This window comes from Clostridia bacterium, assembly GCA_016887505.1.
Classification (GTDB): domain Bacteria; phylum Bacillota; class TC1; order TC1; family UBA5767; genus UBA5767.
On sequence record CP069393.1, the window covers coordinates 2,311,216 to 2,329,508 of the forward strand.

Genomic DNA, 18,293 nt, shown 5'->3' on the forward strand with positions numbered 1-18,293 from the left:
ACAGTCATGTTTGATAAAGGTTCTGTAAAAATCAAGACGGTGGCCAGCAAGAATAAGAAGGATGTGGCTTCGATCCTCGCTCGTTCCCATGAAGTAAATGAGGAGGCACTCGCTGCTACCCGGGAGATTGTAGAGCAGGTGCGTCTGCGTGGAATGGATGCGCTGTTTGAATATACGAAGAAGTTTGACGGTGCGGGAATCATTGAGAGCAATTTCCGGGTGACCAGAGAAGAGATGGTGCTCGCCTATGAGCAGGTAGAAGGCGAGGTAGTGGAATCGCTTAGAAGAGCACATGATAACATTGCCAGTTTCCATGCCAGACAGAAGCGGCCTTCTAGTATGGAGACCGATGTATATGGTAATACCACAGGGCAGGTTATTCGGGCCTTAAACCGGGTGGGTTGCTACGTTCCTGGTGGTACGGCGGCCTATCCGTCCTCGGTCCTTATGACCGCTGTTCCGGCCAAGGTGGCAGGCGTTAAGGAAATCGTCATGGTGTCTCCGCCCGACCAGAACGGCCGGATGAATCCCTATGCCTTGGTTGCAGCGGATCTAGCTGGGGTGACGGAGATCTATAAGGTTGGTGGTGCCCAAGCAGTGGCAGCCCTTGCCTATGGCGCGGGAGAACTGAAGCCGGTCGATAAGATTGTGGGACCGGGAAATATCTATGTTACCATGGCCAAGAAATTGGTGTATGGAACGGTGGATATTGATATGCTGGCTGGACCGAGTGAGATCTTAGTGGTGGCAGACGATTCTGCAAATCCGGCCTTTATTGCGGCAGACCTCTTGTCCCAGGCGGAACATGATAAGCTTGCTTCTGCTATCCTACTTACCAATTCAAATAAATTGGTAAGTAGGGTTAAAAAGGAGTTGGCGCTTCAGCTGGCGATTCTTCCTAGAAAGGAAATTGCTGCTACTTCTCTTACAAACAATGGTGCGATGATTGTAACCGAGAGTATCGAAGAGGCTGTGGGCCTTGCCAATGATTTTGCACCAGAACATATGGAGCTATGTGTGGCGGAACCTTTTTCCTGGGTTGGTCGCATCAAGAATGCGGGGGCCCTCTTTTTAGGCAATTATACGCCAGAGCCCTTGGGAGACTATTTTGCGGGACCGAATCATGTTCTACCGACGTCGGGCACAGCTCGTTTTTACTCGCCCCTTAATCTAGATACCTACCAGAAAAAGATGAGTCTTCTAGCCTATACCAAAGAGGGACTCATGCAGTGTGGTGAGGATGTAGTCAGGATTGCGAGCAAGGAAGGGCTAGATGCCCATGCACGTAGTGTATTGGTTCGTATGGATTCAATCGAAAAGTAAGATGGCGCTATCGCCGGAGGGAGTGGAGCATGCAAGATAAACGACTTGCCGAACGGAAACGGACTACCAAGGAAACAGATATTGATATGAGACTTGACCTAGATGGAAGTGGACTCTTTGAAGGTACGTCGGGTGTGCCGTTTTTTGATCATATGTTGACCCTGCTCGCGAAACATGGACAGTTTGATCTTTCGCTAGACTGCAAGGGAGATATTGAAGTAGATGCCCATCATACGGTGGAGGATATCGGCATCGTCTTGGGAGAGTTATTTACCATGGCCCTGGGAGAGAAGAGGGGCATTGCCCGGTATGGGGATATTATGCTCCCCATGGATGAAGCGCTGATTATTTGTGCGGTGGATCTGTCTGGCAGACCCTATCTAAATTATGATGTGCATCTTGCAGCGGAGCAGATTGGGATGTTTGATACGGAACTAGCAGAGGAGTTTATGCGTGCCTTTGCCATGAGTGCTAAGATTAATTTGCACCTGGTGCAGATGGCGGGCAGCAATACCCATCACATTATTGAAGGCTGTTTTAAGGCGCTGGCTAGGGCCCTTAAAAAAGCGGTAGCACTTCAAGCGGGCAGTACGGAGATTCCTTCATCGAAGGGTCTTTTGTAAACCAAAGAAAAGAGTCTTACTAGATTTGGATATAGAAAGAGAGTAAAGTCATGTTGGCGATAGTAGATTATGAGGTAGGCAACGTTAGGAGCGTACAAAAGAGTTTTGAAAAGGTGGGCATCCAAACGGTGTTGACGGACGATCCGGAGCGTATTCTTTCTGCAGATGGTGTGGTGCTTCCTGGTGTTGGTGCATTTAAAGATGCCATGGAGATGCTTAGAAAAAAGCAACTGGCAGAAGTGATTTGCGAGGTGGCAAAAAGAAAGATACCTCTTTTAGGCATCTGTTTGGGTTTGCAGATGCTATTTGAATACAGCCTAGAGAAGGGTCGTACGGAAGGTTTGGGTATTTTCGAGGGGGCTTGTGAGCCCATCGTGACCGACCTGAAGGTGCCTCATATGGGTTGGAATGAGTTGATTATTAAAAAGGATCATCCGGTGCTTGCAGGAGTTCAGTCGGGGGATTTTACTTATTTTGTGCATAGCTACCATGTGGTGCCGAAGAATAAGGATATTATTTTGGCTACGACAGAGTATGATGGTGAGAAGGTGGCTGTGGTGGGCAATGATTCTGTGGTGGGCATTCAGTTTCACCCGGAGAAGAGCTCCCAGATTGGGCTTAAGATTTTGGAGAATTTTGGAAGGATGGTAGATGCAAGATGATGGTGATACCGGCAATCGATTTAAAGGACGGAAAATGCGTCAGGCTCTACAAGGGGCGTATGGATGAGGCAACGGTATATTCGGATGATCCTCTCGAGACAGCGAAAAACTGGGAGCGCCTGGGTGCGGAGCTCTTGCATGTGGTAGACCTAAATGGTGCTTTTGCGGGAAGTCCCCAGAATGAAAAGGCCATTCAAGGTATTGTGAATGCGCTTAGTATTCCGGTACAAGTAGGCGGTGGCATTCGGGATATGGAGACCATCAAGCGCCTAGTTGATATGGGTGTGGACCGAATAATCTTGGGAACGGCTGCGGTTAAGAATCCGGCACTGGTTGCTTGTGCCTGTGCGGTATATGGAGAACGCATCGTACTAGGCCTGGATGCGAAGGATGGCATGGTGGCTGTGGAAGGCTGGGATGAGGATTCTGGTGTGGAAGCCCTGCAACTTGCCTTGGAAATGAAAGAGCTGGGCGTGGAAAGAATTATATTTACAGATACTTCCTTGGATGGAACCTTAGAGGGTTGTAATGTGGATTCTACCAGGGAACTAGCCGAGAATACGGGTCTTAAGGTGATTGCTTCGGGTGGTGTTGCTTCCATGGAGGATATTAAGAAGCTCATGGAGATAGAACCATACGGGGTGGAAGGCGTGATTACGGGTAAAGCGATTTACTCGGGTAAGTTGGATTTTGCCGAAGCTGTATTGCTTGCCAGAAAGGGGTAGTATGTTAGCCAAAAGAATAATACCCTGCCTGGATGTAGACAAGGGCAGAGTGGTGAAGGGAACCAATTTTGTGGACATCCGGGATGCCGGTGATGCGGTGGAACTGGCTAAGTTTTATGATGCGGCTGGGGCGGATGAGCTGATTTTTCTAGATATTACGGCCTCTCATGAAAAGAGAAATATTGTCTTAGATATGGTTCGGAAGACGGCAGACCAGGTTTTTATTCCTTTTACGGTAGGTGGGGGACTAAAGACGGTTGAGGATATGCATGCGATGCTCCAGGCTGGGGCGGACAAGGTGAGTATTTGTTCACCGGCGATTCTAAATCCCGACCTGATTACGCAGGGGGCAAAGCGTTTTGGCAATCAGTGTATCGTGGTGGCGGTAGATGCGAAACGAGTGTCTCCTGGTAAATGGGAACCATATATTAACGGAGGTAGGACACCTACTGGCCTAGATGTGATAGAATGGGTCAAGAAAGTGGAGAGCCTGGGTGCAGGAGAGATTATGCTTACGTCCATGGACGCAGATGGTACCAAGGCGGGCTACGATTTGGAATTGACTCGGGCCGTTTCAGAAGCGGTGAAGATTCCGGTTATTGCATCCGGAGGTGTTGGCAACTTAGAGCATCTCTATGAAGGACTGGTGGAAGGAGAAGCGAGTGCTGTGCTTGCGGCAAGCATCTTCCATTATGGGGAGTATACGATACAAGAGGCGAAGGACTATTTACTAGAAAGAGGGGTACACGTAAGACCATGAAAATTCAGAACTTAAGCCAGATTAAATATGATGAACAGGGATTGATTCCAGCGATTATTCAGGATGCGGAGAATCTAGATGTCTTGATGATGGCCTACATGAATGTAGAATCGTTGAATAAGACTTTGAATACCGAAGAGACTTGGTTCTACTCAAGATCTCGTCAGCAGCTTTGGAATAAGGGGGCTACGTCTGGCAATATCCAAAAGGTAGAGGAAATTTTCTACGACTGTGATGCCGATACCCTCTTGATTAAGGTCAACCAACAGGGAAACAAAAAAGCCTGTCATGAAGACATGCGGACTTGTTTTCATAACCGTTTGAATCCAGATGGTACGGGCGAAGAGCTTCCAGACTATACGCCCAATGGCGGAGTGAAATTGGGACAGATGCTGGGACAGGTTAATGAAGTAGTCTATGATCGTAAAGAGAAGATGCCGGAAGGTGCCTATACGACCTATCTTTTTGAAAAGGGAATCGATAAGATCCTTAAAAAGGTAGGCGAGGAGTGTACGGAATCAGTGATTGCTGCCAAAAACAGGGATCCAGCTGAAGTGGCTTACGAAGTTTCAGACCTCTTGTACCACCTATTGGTGATGTTGGCAGAACAGGAAGTTCCTTTGGAGAAACTGGCAGAGGAACTGAAAAGACGTAGATAATGCCTAATTGCAGCCACTAGCGGTAGAGTGCCACTAGAGCCAATGATACAGAACAATGGCCTAGAAGTGAAAGATAAAAAACAGAAGATAAAAAACAGAAGATAAAAAATAGAAGACAAAAGATAAAAAACAAAAAACAAAAAACAAAAAACAAAAGAAAAATGAGTGTGAGTTAGAACAAGAATAAGAATAAGAGTAAGAGTAAGAGTAAGAGTAAGAAAATAGGTTAGAGCAAGAATTAGACTAAGAGTAAGAACAAGAGCAGGAACAAGAATAAGAATAGAAATAGGAACAGGAACAAGAATAAGAATAAGAATAAGAATAAGAGCAAAACAGATGAATGAGAATAAAGGAAGGGCTTATCCTGTTGGGATAAGCCCTTCTTTGTGGTTATGTTTATTTGTTGATGGCCATATGTTAGCGATGGCCTTCGGGTTAGAAATCTAGAGAGATTTCTCTAAGATTTCCCGGCTTTGGTCTAGACCTAGGTCACCGGTTTCGGATAATGTTGTTTGGTTATGCTTTTCTAGGTTGGCGATAACTAAGTCGATATCCTTTTTGCCGATGCCGTAATCGGAAAGGTGGGTTGCTATGCCTAGACTTTCAAAGAAAGTTCTGGTTTCTGCGATAGCGTGGTCGATGGCTTGTTTTTCGTCTTTAATTTCTATTCCCCAAACGCGCTCGGCGTATTGAAGTAGTTTTTCGTGTTTTTGTTTTCTTCTTACGTCCCAGATTGCTGGTTGGAGGATGGCCAAGGTTTTTCCGTGGTCGATTCCAAACAGGGCCGTTAATTCATGACCGATGCCATGGGTAGACCAGTCTTGGGGAACACCGGCACCGATTAGTCCGTTTAGTCCCATGGTGGCACACCACATGAGATTGGCGCGGGCATCATAGTCTTCTGGGTTGTCGATGGTTTTTTTACCAATTTCAATGAGGGTTTGCAGGATGCCTTCTGCCGTTCTATCCTGGAATCTTCCTTCACTGGGATAGGTAACGTATTGTTCGACGGTATGGATGAAGGTGTCTACGATGCCGTTGGCCACTTGCGTGGCAGGCAGGGTGTAGGTTACCGTCGGGTCTAGTATTGAGAATTTCGGAAAGTTGAGTTCACAGAATACGGGGAACTTTCCTTTGTCGTAGCTTATGACAGCAGTGCGGTTCATTTCTGAGCCTGTTGCTGGTAGGGTCAGGACTACTCCGATGGGTGTTGAGGTTTTTATGGAGTTTATTGACTCTGGGTTTAAGAGTAAATCAACGGGGTCATCTCCTTCATAGTTGGCAGCCAGGTTGATAAATTTGGTGCCGTCGATGACGGAGCCACCGCCTACTGCGAGTAGGAAGTCGACTTTTTCTTTTTTGATGATATCGAGTGATTTGATTAGATGATAGTAACTGGGATTTGCTTCTATACCTGAAAATTCAAGATATTTGCGGTCTCCGAGTGCTTTGGTTACTTGGTCTAGTATTCCGTTCTTCTTGATGCTGCCGCCTCCGTAGAGTATGAGTACAGTTGCATCTTTGGGGATTTGCGCGTCCAAATTCTTGATTTGGCCTTGTCCAAACAGGATACGGGTAGGGTTGTAAAATTCAAAATTTTGCATAGTTTTCTCCTTAATAAAAAAGTTACAATGGCAAAAGAACTGAGTAGGGTAAATGAAACGACAGAAATGCGTTTAGATACAATCTCTTGTAGTGCATGTTAGATTTTTTAACTAGTATATTTTGCACAACCGGTGTCTGCCTTCGGTGTGGATGTTTCTGTTTTACGACTCAGACTTACTGCCTTCTGTTTATGCTAATAGTTGCGACTACTATAGTTTAAAGCATGTTTGCCTTTAGGTCAAAGAATTGGAAAAGAGCTTTTTCTTTTCGGTGGAAATAGTTTGGTATTTTTTGTTTTCGTCTTGTGTGGAGGTGTGTTGGCCAAATTGGTAGTGGTAATCTTGTGGCAATTTTGTGGCAATCTTGTGGTGGCTTGACGGGCAGTCTTGTATGAATGTTCGAAAGGATGGCGTTTTAGGGGCTAAATTTTTGAATTCTATCTATAGAAGAAGAGAGGTGCTCGGTCCATAATAGAGTATAGGGAAAAGTTTGTCGGATATATTGGTGATAAACGATTGGTGTGAATCTAGTTTGGATTGGGCCTAGGCGACTCGGGCCAGATGAGGGGCCGGGACGTTCGTTAGACGATTGAGGGTGCACCTCTAGGCAGGGCTAGCTTCATCTAGTGATAGCGGGGTAAGGCAAGAAGGCTTGTACCGGTGATGCCGATGGGAAGTTTGTTTTGGTGTCGTGTTTTCGAAGAAATGATACAGATGGGGGACAGGATTATGAAGGAAACGGTATATTTGTATTTTATTACGGGATTTCTAGGTAGTGGTAAGACGACTTTTTTGAAGGAAATTCTGAACATGCTTCCCAAGGAAAAGGTTGGCTTGATCGTGAATGAGTTTGGTCAAATCAATGTGGATGGGCAGATCATTACGACGGATTCGGGATATGAGGTTGTGGAGATTAATAATGGTCAGGTCTTTTGTGGCTGTGTGAGTGGTAATTTTGTGGATTCTATTTGTGAGTATTTGACGTTGCCGATTCGCCACTTGATTGTGGAAACGTCGGGTATGGCAAATCCGCATAATATTCAAGATATTTTAGCCAATGTGGAAAATAGGGCGAGTGAGGACTATGAGTATAAGGGTATGATTTGTATTGTGGATCCGACCAAGGCCATGATGTTGGTGGAGTCTTTGAATGCGGTACGTTCTCAGATTAGTAAGAGTGAGTTTTTGGTTATTAATAAGGCGGACTTGGTGACCAAGGAGGAACTAGAAGAGGTTCAGGGTATGGTTGCTGAGTTGAATCCGACGGCGCCGGTTCTTGTGACGTCTTTTGGAAAGATTGATGAAGAGATGTTTTTGTCTTTCCTTAAGGGTGAGGTGAGTCGCTTGAATGCCCAGGTTCAAAATATTGAGCAGAGTATTTTGCGTCCTCTTAACTATTTACTTGCGGGTAAGGAGCCGGTTCCTTACGAGAAGCTGGTGGAGTTTTCGAAGAGGGCGGCCAAGTTGTCCTACCGTTATAAGGGGTATGCCAATACGGATCGGGGTGTAATGCTGGTTTCTGGTTTGGATACGGGGGTGAATTATACTCCGTCGGACTATAAGATTGAGGGATTTGATTTGGTGCTTATTTCTTCTGAGGGCGACATAAAGGACGAGATTGAGGCGCTTTGGCAGGCCTATGTGGGCACTGCGCTTCAGATTTCCGAGAAGGGTAAGGAGTATTGGGATTAAGAGGGATGTGGGGCGCGTCTTGCCTAGGCGTGTGATCTCTTTTGCGTGGAGATGGCTGTTTTTAGAAGGATTAAGATAATATGTATTCCATGAGGGCAAATCACCAAAAAAAAGAGGTGAATTTGTCCTTTATTTATGGTATTATTTGTTGGGAGTTTTAGGGGGGGATGGTCCATGTTGGACGCAATAGTAGGAGGATACAGTCTCCTTGAACTATTTTGGTATTTCGTGGGTTATTCTTTTTTGGGATGGCTGCTGGAAGTGGCTTATGCCTACGTAAAAGAAAAACGGTTTGTAAACCGTGGGTTCCTTTTTGGACCATTTTGTCCCATCTATGGGCTCGGTGTTACAAGTATAATTCTTGCAGCTTCTATGTTTGGGCTGCATTCGTTCGTTTACAATCTGAAGAACCTGCTTACCTTGTTTGTTTTGGTGGCTGTTTTGTCTACGGTGCTGGAATTTTTGGTGGGCGCGCTCTTGATGTTGTTTTTTCGCCAACGTTGGTGGGATTATTCGGACCGGCCTTTTAATGTGAAGGGATATATTTGCCTGCGATTTTCTTTTTACTGGGGAATCGGTGGTTCGCTTCTTTATTTGCTGCTAAGCTTTTTGGGTTGGAACAAGAATTTGGTTCTGGCAAGACCCTTGTTTGACTATTTGACGCTGGTGGTATTTCTGTACTTTGTTGTGGATGCTACGAAGAGTGTTGATTTGGCGATTCGTCTTAGACGCTTTGTGTTGGAGTTGGCTGAGGCGGCGAAAGAGCTTAGGGAACGGATTGAGTCCTTGCCTGAGTTGGGCTTAGACTATCTACGGGTTGAGACGGCGATTCGTCGTGGCAAGCTACATGAGGGTATGGAAGAATTTTCTGAACATATGTCTCAGGTGGGTGTTGAGAGCCGGGTTAAGTTGAAGCAGTCGATGAATCGGTATGAGGCCTTGTATGTGAGTGGACGGATTCGTCAGTTCCGTCACATTGTTCGTGCCTTTCCTAGTATCCGGGATATCCGCCATGCGGAGATCATGGAGATGGTTAAGGAACGGATTAATTTGCCTAAGGTTACGATACGTATTGAAAAGAGGGGGCAGAAGAGTATGGCAGTTCCTACTGTGGGACATATTGAGGATGTCGAGAATGTTCAGGTGGATAGTGTTGAAGCGAAAGCTACTTGGATGCGTCGTTTGATTGGACCGGAGAATGGTTGGGATGGTTATGCGATGCGGCTCTTTACGGTTGAACCGGGTGGTCATACGCCTAGGCATGCCCATGATTGGCCACATATTAATTTGGTGCTTTCTGGTGAGGGTACCTTGTTTGTGAATGATAGGGAAGAAGCGATTGAAAAGGGCTCTTACGCCTATTTGCCTGGTGGTACTAAACATCAGTTTCGGAATACGGGAAGTGTGCCGTTGGAGTTTATGTGTATTGTTCCGGAAGAAGAGAAGTAAGTTAGTAGTAGAGTAGGAAAAACTGAAATAGATAGATAGTCGAAAAAGGACGAGGACCCTTGTGGTATGTTCTTATGATATGAGTGGATGCATTCATGATCTGATGCGACTGGTATTTGGGGAGGTACTGGTGGCGTGGCAGTTATTGCTGGTTGGATTGTTTGGGAAAGTTCTAGATAACTTTTTATGTGCATACGGAAAGTACTGGTTAGGGGCAGTCTATTTTAGACTGCCCCTTTTTGTGGATAAAGGACATATCGGTTAAAATGGGATATGAATCGGGGGGAAGTATGATGAAATTGCTAAAAATTATTTTTGCGTTTATCATTTTCTATTTTTTGGTGACGGCCTTTAATGGCATGGTGGCTTTTGCTAGAACCATTAGCTTCGGGAATTATTATTTGGAACTGGGTTTCTATGTTTTGGTGGCTTTTTTGGTCTTATATTATTTGGTGTGGCCTTTGCTTAAATATATGTATATTCCTTCTACCAAAACCATTCAGAGGATGAATGAGGGGGAAGTGCAGGCGACCAATCAGTTGTATCGTCATTTGGTGGCTAAGACGGATCAGGCTAAAAAGGGTTTGAGTCAGGAAGCGAAGAAGGATTTGGTCATTGCTCATTTGAAAAAGCAGTTGGATGAGTTTGATGAGATTATTCGTAAGACGGCGATGAAGCTTACGGCGACGGTGACGATTTCACCGAATTCTTTTATTGATGGTTTGACCATTCTTTTGGGAAATAGCCAGATGATTTACAGGCTGTCTAAAAAGGTGGGGGTTCGTTATCCGGCGAAGGATTTGGCCCAGGTCTATTTTAATGTGTTTTCTGCTGCTTCCTTAACGGGTCTTTTGGAGGAGTTTGATGATGAGATTCGGGAAATTGTGGAGGAGTTTGCAGAGGTGATGTCTCAGAAGGGTTCGGAGTCTGCTAGTGGTTCTATTCCCTTCCTTAGTATTCTTTCTGGTGCGATTAGTCCTCTTATTCAGGCTAGTTCCAATTTTGCCTTTGTGATGTATAACGGCTATAAGTATAAGAAGAGGCTTCTTAATATTGTAGAGGATACCAATTATTCGGATAGTGTGATTGCAACGGTTGCTCGTAAGGAAGCTAGGCGTTCCCGTATGGCCTATGTGAAGTACATGACGCAGAAGATGGGGGCATCTGGAGCAAATAGTATTAAGAATGCCTTTGGTAAGGTTATGCCAGGCATGTCAAGCGAAGAGGCAACCGCTAGTATGGATTTTGGTACCGCTATGACTCCAACGAAAACGAAGAAGAGAAGGTCTCCTAGTGCCTTCCTAAGGCATGTTTTTAGGAGAGATCGGTAGATGCTAATCCTGCTTCTACCCTAGGAAGTAATTTAGATGTAGGGCTAGTTTTGATAGGGTATAGAAGTAAATACCATGGAATATGGCTAGTTATTTTATGCATAAAAAAATGAGGCAGATAATCCAGTAAGGAACTGGTTTTAGAGCTCTAGCCAGTATGACATGATACCAATCTTTGAGCTTGGTAATTTCACTAGAATAGATGATAGAAGCTAACTTTTATCTTCTACTATCTGCATTTAAGAATGATATTTTGTTGCTGTTTTTGAATTCTTGCTGATAGGTAATGGGGTATGCTAAGAATATGTAAGGTCTATGCGTGAGTGGAATTGATGTCTAGAACAATCTGTTCAAAATTTTCAAGAGTATATATGAGAGCGTTTCAAAGGCATAAAAATCTAATAGTAGGGGGATATTTGGGTGTATTTTAGAATAAAGCGATTGATTGATATTGTATTATCTTTTTTAGGCTTAGTAATTTTATCTCCCTTGTTCTTGCTGCTAGTATTGGCAATAAAAATTGATTCTAAAGGGCCTGTACTTTTTAGGCAAAAAAGGGTGGGTTTGCATAAGAAACATTTTAATATTTTGAAGTTTCGGACGATGAGGATAGATACTCCAAAGGATACGCCGACGCATCTTTTAGAGAATCCGGATCAGTGGATTACTAAGGTGGGTAAATTTCTCCGTAAAACTTCTCTTGATGAGTTACCACAAATCATCAATATCTTTAAAGGTGAGATGAGTATAATTGGTCCTAGACCAGCTCTTTGGAATCAGTATGATCTGATTGCTGAAAGGGATAAGTATGGTGCGAATGATGTGCCTGTAGGTTTAACTGGCTGGGCTCAGATTAATGGTAGGGATGAATTGCCAATCGATAGTAAGGCTAGGCTAGATGGAGAGTATGTTGAGAAGATTGGGTTCTGGATGGATACGAGATGCTTTTTTGGGACTGTAATTAGTGTACTAAAGACGGAAGGCGTTGTTGAAGGTGGGACTGGTCAAAGTTCAACTTCTGAAACTGAAAAGACGGTGAAGTAATGAAGAAAATATTGATCACTGGAAAGAACAGTTTTATAGGTACTTCTTTAGAGAGTTGGCTTGTGAGGAATCCTGAAAAATATAGAGTAGATACGGTTGATATGATAGATGAGTCATGGAAAGAGAAGGATTTTTCTCAGTATGATGTTGTGTTTCATGTGGCTGGTATTGCTCATGTTTCATCTGATCCTAAGATGGAAGACCTTTACTATAGAGTGAATAGGGACTTAACGATTGAAACTGCTGCAAAGGCAAAGGCAGAAGGTGTGAAGCAGTTCGTTTTTATGAGTAGCATCATTGTTTACGGTGATAGCAGTAGTAGTAAGAGAGTTATTGATAGAAATACGGTACCAACACCGAGTAACTTTTATGGGAATAGTAAGTTGCAGGCAGAGGAAGGTATCAAGGATTTGGAGTCTGATGATTTTAAAGTAGTAGTGCTTAGGCCGCCAATGATTTATGGGAAAGGGTCTAAAGGCAATTATCCTAGACTTGCAAATATGGCTAAGAAGATACCAATATTTCCTGACTTTGAGAATGAGCGCAGTATGCTTCATATAGATAATCTATGTGAGTTTATTAAGTTGATGATTGATAATGAGGAAAGTGGCTTGTTCTTCCCGCAGAATGAAGAGTATGTGAAGACTAGTGAAATGGTTCGTGTGGTTGCTGAGGTTCATGGTAAGAAGATATGGATGACCAGAATATTCAATCCTCTATTGAGCTTGATGTTTGGAATTGGAACAGTGAATAAGGTGTTTGGTAATTTGGTTTATGAGAAGTCTATGAGTGACTATGATAAGGCGAATTACCAAGTAAGAACATTTAGAGAAACTATTGAGTTGACGGAAAAATAATTTGGAAGGGTGGATAAGAGTTTGAAAAAACACATATTAGTCATCGCGCAATATTTCTACCCTGAGCAGTTTCGTATTAATGATATTTGTACAGAGTGGGTTAAAAGAGGCTATAAAGTAACGGTAGTTACAGGTATTCCGAACTATCCTCAAGGTAAGTATTATAAAGGATATGGATTGTTTAAGAAGAGGAAAGATACCTATAACGGTATGGAGATTATTAGAATACCTCTCATCCCAAGGGGCAATAATGCAATCATGCTTGCTCTTAATTATTTGTCATTTGTTGTGTCAGGTTTCTTCTGGAAAGCATTCACTAAGATTAAGGCTGATTATGTATTTATATTTGAGGTATCGCCTATGACACAAGCTCTTCCTGGCGTTTGGTATGCTAAGAAAAGGAAGATTCCTTGTTACTTGTATGTGCAGGATCTTTGGCCGGAGAATGTTGAAATAATTACCGGAATTAAGAATAAGTATATTTTAGGTGCTATTGGGAAAATGGTTGATTATATATATTCTAAGTGTACTAGAATTTTTACTACTTCAAATAGCTTTGTTGAATCAATAAATGAACGTGGAGTACCGACAGAAAGAATTGAGTATTGGCCACAATATGCGGAAGATTTTTATATTCCACTAAAAGAATTAATAATTCCAGAGATACCAAATACTGATGCTTTTAATATAATTTTTGCTGGTAATATTGGTAATGCTCAAGGGCTAGATATATTACCGAAAGCTGCTGCTTTAATTAAAGACAAGGATTTGAATTTTGAGATATGCTTTAATATTGTAGGGGATGGAAGATATAGGACAGAGTTGATAGAATTGGTAAAGTCAAATGGCGTAGAAAATATGTTCAATTTTATTGAAAAACAGCCAGCACGGAAAATCCCGGAATTTATGGCTGCTAATAATGCTGCATTTTTGAGCCTGGTGGATAGCTCGCTGTTTGCGAAGACGATACCTGCTAAATTACAATCTTATATGGCGTGTGGTATTCCAATAATTGCTTCTGCTACAGGTGAAACTGAAAAAATCATAATTGAAGCAAGAGCAGGGATCTGCAGCAAGCCGGGCGACATTGAAGGCCTAGCAACTAGTATTATCTTGTTAGCTAGCAAATCACAAGAGCGTTTAATTCAATATGGTGCAAATGCAAAAAAATATTATGATGATAATTTTAACAAGGATAAGCTATTGAGGCGAATGGACAAATTCTTTATGGACAAAGGATATTGGAGGTAGACATATATGTTTAGAAATAAGACGCTATTAATAACAGGTGGGACAGGTTCTTTTGGTAATGCAGTCCTTGAAAGATTTCTGAATACAGAGATAAAAGAAATAAGAATTTTTTCTAGGGATGAAAAAAAACAAGATGATATGCGCCACAAATATAATAATGACAAAATCAAGTACCATATTGGTGATGTAAGAGATATTGCTAGTATAAAAAATGCTATGTATGGAGTTGATTATGTATTTCAAGCAGCGGCGTTGAAACAAGTACCCTCTTGTGAGTTTTTTCCAATGGAGGCAGTAAAGACTAATGTTATGGGCACAGATAATGTTTTAACAGCTTGCATCGAAGCTGGTGTTAAGAAGGTTATTTGTTTGTCTACCGATAAAGCAGCATATCCTGTCAATGCTATGGGAACCTCAAAAGCTATGATGGAAAAAGTGTTTGTTGCACGGGCTAGGACTGTTGACCCGAATAAAACATTAATCTGTGGGACTAGGTATGGTAATGTGATGTGTTCTAGGGGATCTGTTATACCATTATTCATTGAGCAAATAAAGGCCGGTAAGCCTTTGACCGTTACAGAGCCCAATATGACTCGTTTTATTATGAGCCTAGAGGAAGCGGTGGAGTTAGTTATTTTTGCTTTTGAACATGCTGAAAGTGGAGATATCATGGTGCAAAAAGCTCCAGCAACTACTATTGAAGTATTGGCTCAGGCAGTTAAAGAATTATTCCATGCAGATAATGAGATAAAAGTGATTGGCATACGTCACGGTGAAAAGATGTATGAAACACTACTTACAAATGAAGAATGCTCTCATGCAGTTGATATGGGTAACTTCTATAGGGTTCCAGCTGATAAAAGAGATTTAAATTATGATAAGTATTTTACGGATGGGGATCAAAAAAGAGAAGAATTATCTGAATTCAATTCAAATAATACAGAATTATTGACGGTAGAACAGACTAAAGAAAAGCTACTAACCTTATCTTATATTCGTAATGAGATTAACGATTGGGAGAATAGGTAATGAAAATACTAATTACTGGTTCAAAAGGATTTGTAGGTAAGAATCTAATTGCTGAGCTAAAAAATAAAGATTTCACTGATATATTGGAATTTGATTTAGATACGGACCGCACTCTATTGGATGAGTATGCAAGAGAGTGCGAATTTGTATTTCATTTAGCTGGGGTGAATAGACCGAAAGAAGAAAAAGAGTTTATGGAAGGCAACTTCGGTTTTACTTCAGAATTGTTGGATTTACTTAAAAAGCACAACAATAAAGCCCCAATCCTTATTACTTCTTCTATTCAAGCGAAACTAGATAATCCTTATGGTAAAAGTAAAAAGGCAGGAGAAGATTTATTATTTGACTATAGTAAGGAAACAGGTGCTACTGTTTACGTATATCGACTAGCTAATCTTTTTGGGAAATGGAGTAGACCAAACTATAATACGGTGGTAGCGACCTTCTGCCATAATATTGCTAGGGATATCGATATCCAAATCAATAATCCGGAAGCATGTCTAAATCTTTGTTATATAGACGATGTGTTAGTAGAGTTTTTAAATGTTTTAGATGGAAAACCAACGAGAGAAGGTAATTACTGTATAGTTCCTGAAGGCTATCAAGTAAAGCTTGGAGAGTTGGCAGACCTTATTAAAGGATTTAGAAAAAGCAGAAGTGACTTAAGTATTCCAAACATGAATGATGATCTGACGAAGAAACTATATAGCACCTATTTAAGCTTTCTACCAGAAGATGACTTTGCTTATGATTTAAAAATGAATACAGATAACAGGGGTTCTTTTACGGAAATGATTAGAACACTGGATAGAGGCCAAGTATCTATTAACGTATCTAAGCCGGGAATCACTAAGGGTAATCATTGGCACCATACTAAAAATGAAAAGTTTTTAGTTGTTAGCGGGGAAGGCCTAATCCGGTTTAGAAAGATAGATGAAGATGAAGTTATTGAGTATAAGGTGAGTGGGAATAAGCTCCAAGTAGTTGACATACCTACTGGATATACACATTCTATTGTTAATGTTGGAGAAACGGATCTTGTGACGGTTATGTGGGTTAATGAATGCTTTAATCCGGAGAAGCCAGATACTTATTATTTGGAGGTGTGAAAATGAAAAAACTGAAAGTAATGACGGTAGTTGGAACTAGACCAGAAATAATAAGATTATCTGCGGTTCTTAATAAACTGGAAGAATCGGAAGCAATTGAACATATCTTAGTTCATACTGGACAGAACTATGATTACGAATTAAATGAAGTCTTTTTCAAAGACTTTAATCTTAAAAAACCAGATTATTTCCTTAATGCTGCTACTGGAACAGCAGTGGAAACTATTGGAAATATTCTTGTTAAGATTGATCCCATTATGGAAGAAGTAAAACCGGATGCTTTCTTGGTGCTTGGAGATACGAATAGTTGTTTATGTGTTATTGCAGCTAAGAGAAGACATATCCCAATATTCCATATGGAAGCAGGGAATAGATGTTTTGATCAAAGGGTGCCAGAGGAAACCAATAGAAAGATTGTAGATCATACTTCAGACATCAATATGCCCTATAGCGATATTGCTAGAGAGTATCTTCTAAGAGAAGGCTTACCAGCAGATAGAATTATTAAGACTGGGAGTCCTATGTTTGAAGTGCTAAATTCAAGAAAAGAGGATATTGAAAAATCGGATGTTCTCGAAAGGCTTGAGCTTAAAGAAGGACAATATTTTGTGGTATCAGCTCATAGGGAAGAAAACATTAGTTCAGAAGAAAACTTTATGAACCTAGTGGATAGCCTAAACACTGTGGCTGAAAAATATAAGATGCCGATAATTATGAGTACTCATCCTAGAACTAGAAAGATGATTGAAGCTAAAGGAATAGAGTTTGATCCATTGGTGATAACAATGAAACCACTCGGCTTTAATGACTATGTGAAGCTTCAACTTAAGGCGAAAGCAGTTCTAAGTGATAGCGGAACTATTAGTGAAGAGTCTTCAATCCTAGGCTTCAAGGCTCTCAATATAAGACAAGCTCATGAAAGACCAGAAGCAATGGAGGAAGCCTCAGTTATGATGGTTGGTCTTGAAAAAGAAAGAATAATGCAGGGGCTAGATGTATTGGAAGCCCAAGAGGAAAACACATTGAGAGTAGTTGGCGATTACAGCGTGCCCAATGTATCTGATAAAGTACTGAGGATAGTGCTATCTTATACAGATTATGTAAATAAAGTTGTTTGGGGTGATTGATATGAAAACAATGGTTTTTGATGTTCCTGCAGAGCATGGCGGAGCATTAACAATATTAAAACAATATTATGAAGAAGCCGTGTTCGATATCGAGAAAGAATGGATTTTTGTAATTAGCACTCCGGACTTAAAAGAGACAAAAAATGTAAAGATTTTAAAATATCCATGGGTAAAAAAAAGCTGGTTTCATAGGTTGTATTTTGATAAGTTCATAGCAAAAAAAATTGTAGATAAATATAAAGTAGACGAAGTTTTATCTTTACAAAATGTAATTGTAAAAAAACTGAGTGTTCCACAAACACTTTATTTACATCAGTCTTTACCTTTTGTTGAGAAGCGCTATAAGATAGCCGAAAACTTTAAATTTTGGGTTTATCAGAACATAATTGGTAGAATGATACTTAAGTCAATAAAAGAAGCCGATAAAGTAATTGTTCAAACGGAATGGTTAAGAGAAGAATGTTTAAAAAAAGTAAAAACAGCTCCAAGTAAGTTTGAATTAATACACCCCGATGTAAATATTAAAGTTAAGAAGTATTATAAACAAGAAAACGAAAATTTGAAATTATTCTTTTATCCTGCAAGTGGTGCAGAGTATAAAAATCACAAAATAATTGTTGAGGTAACAAAAGAACTGATTGCTAGTGGAATTACAAATTTCAAAGTTATTTTTACATTAAATGGTAATGAAAGCAACCATATAAAAAATCTATACAAGTCAGTAAAAGAAGAAAATCTTCCAATAAATTTCATTGGACAAATAAGTATAGAAGAAGTTTATGATTATTATAGTAAATCGATACTGATATTTCCTTCATATATTGAAACATTTGGATTACCTATGCTTGAAGCAAAAATGCATAATTCTCCTGTATTTGCTTCGGATTGCCTGTTTTCACATGAGATATTGGATGGTTATGTGAATGCTTATTTTTTTGATAGTTTTAATAGTGAAAAATTGGTAGAGTTAATGATAAGTATTATAGAAAATAAATTAAATATCCAACAGTGAAATAATTTATGGGAAATATTATGTATTAAATGTAAT

The 18,293-nt window shown here is 41.1% G+C and carries 17 protein-coding genes; 16 read left to right on the forward strand and 1 reads right to left on the reverse strand.

Translation table 11 applies throughout. From position 1 onward, the window contains the following. Positions 1-6 precede the first annotated feature (6 nt). The 6 genes from hisD to JR334_11020 are packed head-to-tail and all read left to right on the forward strand — an operon-like array spanning position 7 to position 4,752. A complete protein-coding gene (gene hisD, locus JR334_10995; GenBank protein QRN85456.1) occupies positions 7-1,323 on the forward strand; it encodes a histidinol dehydrogenase in 1,317 nt (438 codons plus the stop codon). A gap of 29 nt (positions 1,324-1,352) precedes the next feature. After that, the gene (gene hisB / locus JR334_11000) at positions 1,353-1,946 is read left to right on the forward strand and encodes an imidazoleglycerol-phosphate dehydratase HisB (GenBank protein QRN85457.1); all 594 of its coding nucleotides are present in this window, start codon (positions 1,353-1,355) and stop codon (positions 1,944-1,946) included. Positions 1,947-1,996: 50 nt separating this feature from the next. After that, entirely contained in the window at positions 1,997-2,608 is a 612-nt protein-coding gene (gene hisH / locus JR334_11005) for an imidazole glycerol phosphate synthase subunit HisH (GenBank protein QRN85458.1), read from the forward strand. Beyond that, positions 2,605-3,333: a 1-(5-phosphoribosyl)-5-[(5-phosphoribosylamino)methylideneamino]imidazole-4-carboxamide isomerase gene (hisA, locus tag JR334_11010; protein QRN85459.1), complete on the forward strand. Its 729-nt coding sequence runs from the start codon at positions 2,605-2,607 to the stop codon at positions 3,331-3,333. The genes hisH and hisA overlap by 4 nt, the downstream gene beginning before the upstream one ends. A gap of 1 nt (position 3,334) precedes the next feature. Then, on the forward strand, positions 3,335-4,093 hold the full coding sequence (gene hisF, locus JR334_11015; protein ID QRN85460.1) for an imidazole glycerol phosphate synthase subunit HisF: 759 nt from the start codon (positions 3,335-3,337) through the stop codon (positions 4,091-4,093). Further along, complete coding sequence (locus tag JR334_11020) at positions 4,090-4,752, forward strand: bifunctional phosphoribosyl-AMP cyclohydrolase/phosphoribosyl-ATP diphosphatase HisIE (protein ID QRN85461.1); 663 nt, start codon at positions 4,090-4,092, stop codon at positions 4,750-4,752. Before hisF ends, JR334_11020 begins: the two co-directional genes overlap by 4 nt. A 443-nt stretch (positions 4,753-5,195) precedes the next feature. Here JR334_11020 and JR334_11025 read toward each other — a convergent pair whose 3' ends face one another. Then, positions 5,196-6,356: an iron-containing alcohol dehydrogenase gene (locus JR334_11025; GenBank protein QRN85462.1), complete on the reverse strand. Its 1,161-nt coding sequence runs from the start codon at positions 6,354-6,356 to the stop codon at positions 5,196-5,198. 729 nt (positions 6,357-7,085) lie between these two features. Between JR334_11025 and JR334_11030 the strand changes: the two genes are divergently transcribed. The 10 genes from JR334_11030 to JR334_11075 all read left to right on the forward strand — a co-directional run bounded on the left by JR334_11030 (position 7,086) and on the right by JR334_11075 (position 18,257). Beyond that, positions 7,086-8,048: a GTP-binding protein gene (locus JR334_11030; protein QRN85463.1), complete on the forward strand. Its 963-nt coding sequence runs from the start codon at positions 7,086-7,088 to the stop codon at positions 8,046-8,048. Positions 8,049-8,222: 174 nt separating this feature from the next. After that, on the forward strand, positions 8,223-9,497 hold the full coding sequence (locus JR334_11035) for a cupin domain-containing protein (GenBank protein ID QRN85464.1): 1,275 nt from the start codon (positions 8,223-8,225) through the stop codon (positions 9,495-9,497). A 290-nt stretch (positions 9,498-9,787) separates the two neighbouring features. Beyond that, positions 9,788-10,828 carry a DUF697 domain-containing protein gene (locus JR334_11040; protein QRN85465.1) on the forward strand — a complete coding sequence of 347 codons (1,041 nt, stop codon included), beginning with the start codon at positions 9,788-9,790 and terminating at the stop codon, positions 10,826-10,828. A gap of 420 nt (positions 10,829-11,248) precedes the next feature. After that, on the forward strand, positions 11,249-11,872 hold the full coding sequence (locus JR334_11045) for a sugar transferase (GenBank protein QRN85466.1): 624 nt from the start codon (positions 11,249-11,251) through the stop codon (positions 11,870-11,872). Beyond that, positions 11,872-12,729, forward strand: a complete 858-nt coding sequence (locus JR334_11050) for an NAD-dependent epimerase/dehydratase family protein (protein ID QRN85467.1) — start codon at positions 11,872-11,874, stop codon at positions 12,727-12,729. Before JR334_11045 ends, JR334_11050 begins: the two co-directional genes overlap by 1 nt. A gap of 21 nt (positions 12,730-12,750) precedes the next feature. Next, positions 12,751-13,980 carry a glycosyltransferase family 4 protein gene (locus JR334_11055; protein ID QRN85468.1) on the forward strand — a complete coding sequence of 410 codons (1,230 nt, stop codon included), beginning with the start codon at positions 12,751-12,753 and terminating at the stop codon, positions 13,978-13,980. A 6-nt stretch (positions 13,981-13,986) separates the two neighbouring features. Then, entirely contained in the window at positions 13,987-15,009 is a 1,023-nt protein-coding gene (locus JR334_11060) for a polysaccharide biosynthesis protein (GenBank protein QRN85469.1), read from the forward strand. After that, on the forward strand, positions 15,009-16,118 hold the full coding sequence (locus tag JR334_11065; GenBank protein QRN85470.1) for a capsular polysaccharide biosynthesis protein CapF: 1,110 nt from the start codon (positions 15,009-15,011) through the stop codon (positions 16,116-16,118). Before JR334_11060 ends, JR334_11065 begins: the two co-directional genes overlap by 1 nt. Before the next feature lie 2 nt (positions 16,119-16,120). Continuing rightward, positions 16,121-17,245 carry a UDP-N-acetylglucosamine 2-epimerase (non-hydrolyzing) gene (gene wecB / locus JR334_11070; protein ID QRN85471.1) on the forward strand — a complete coding sequence of 375 codons (1,125 nt, stop codon included), beginning with the start codon at positions 16,121-16,123 and terminating at the stop codon, positions 17,243-17,245. 1 nt (position 17,246) lies between these two features. Further along, positions 17,247-18,257 carry a glycosyltransferase gene (locus tag JR334_11075; GenBank protein ID QRN85472.1) on the forward strand — a complete coding sequence of 337 codons (1,011 nt, stop codon included), beginning with the start codon at positions 17,247-17,249 and terminating at the stop codon, positions 18,255-18,257. Positions 18,258-18,293: the final 36 nt, after the last annotated feature.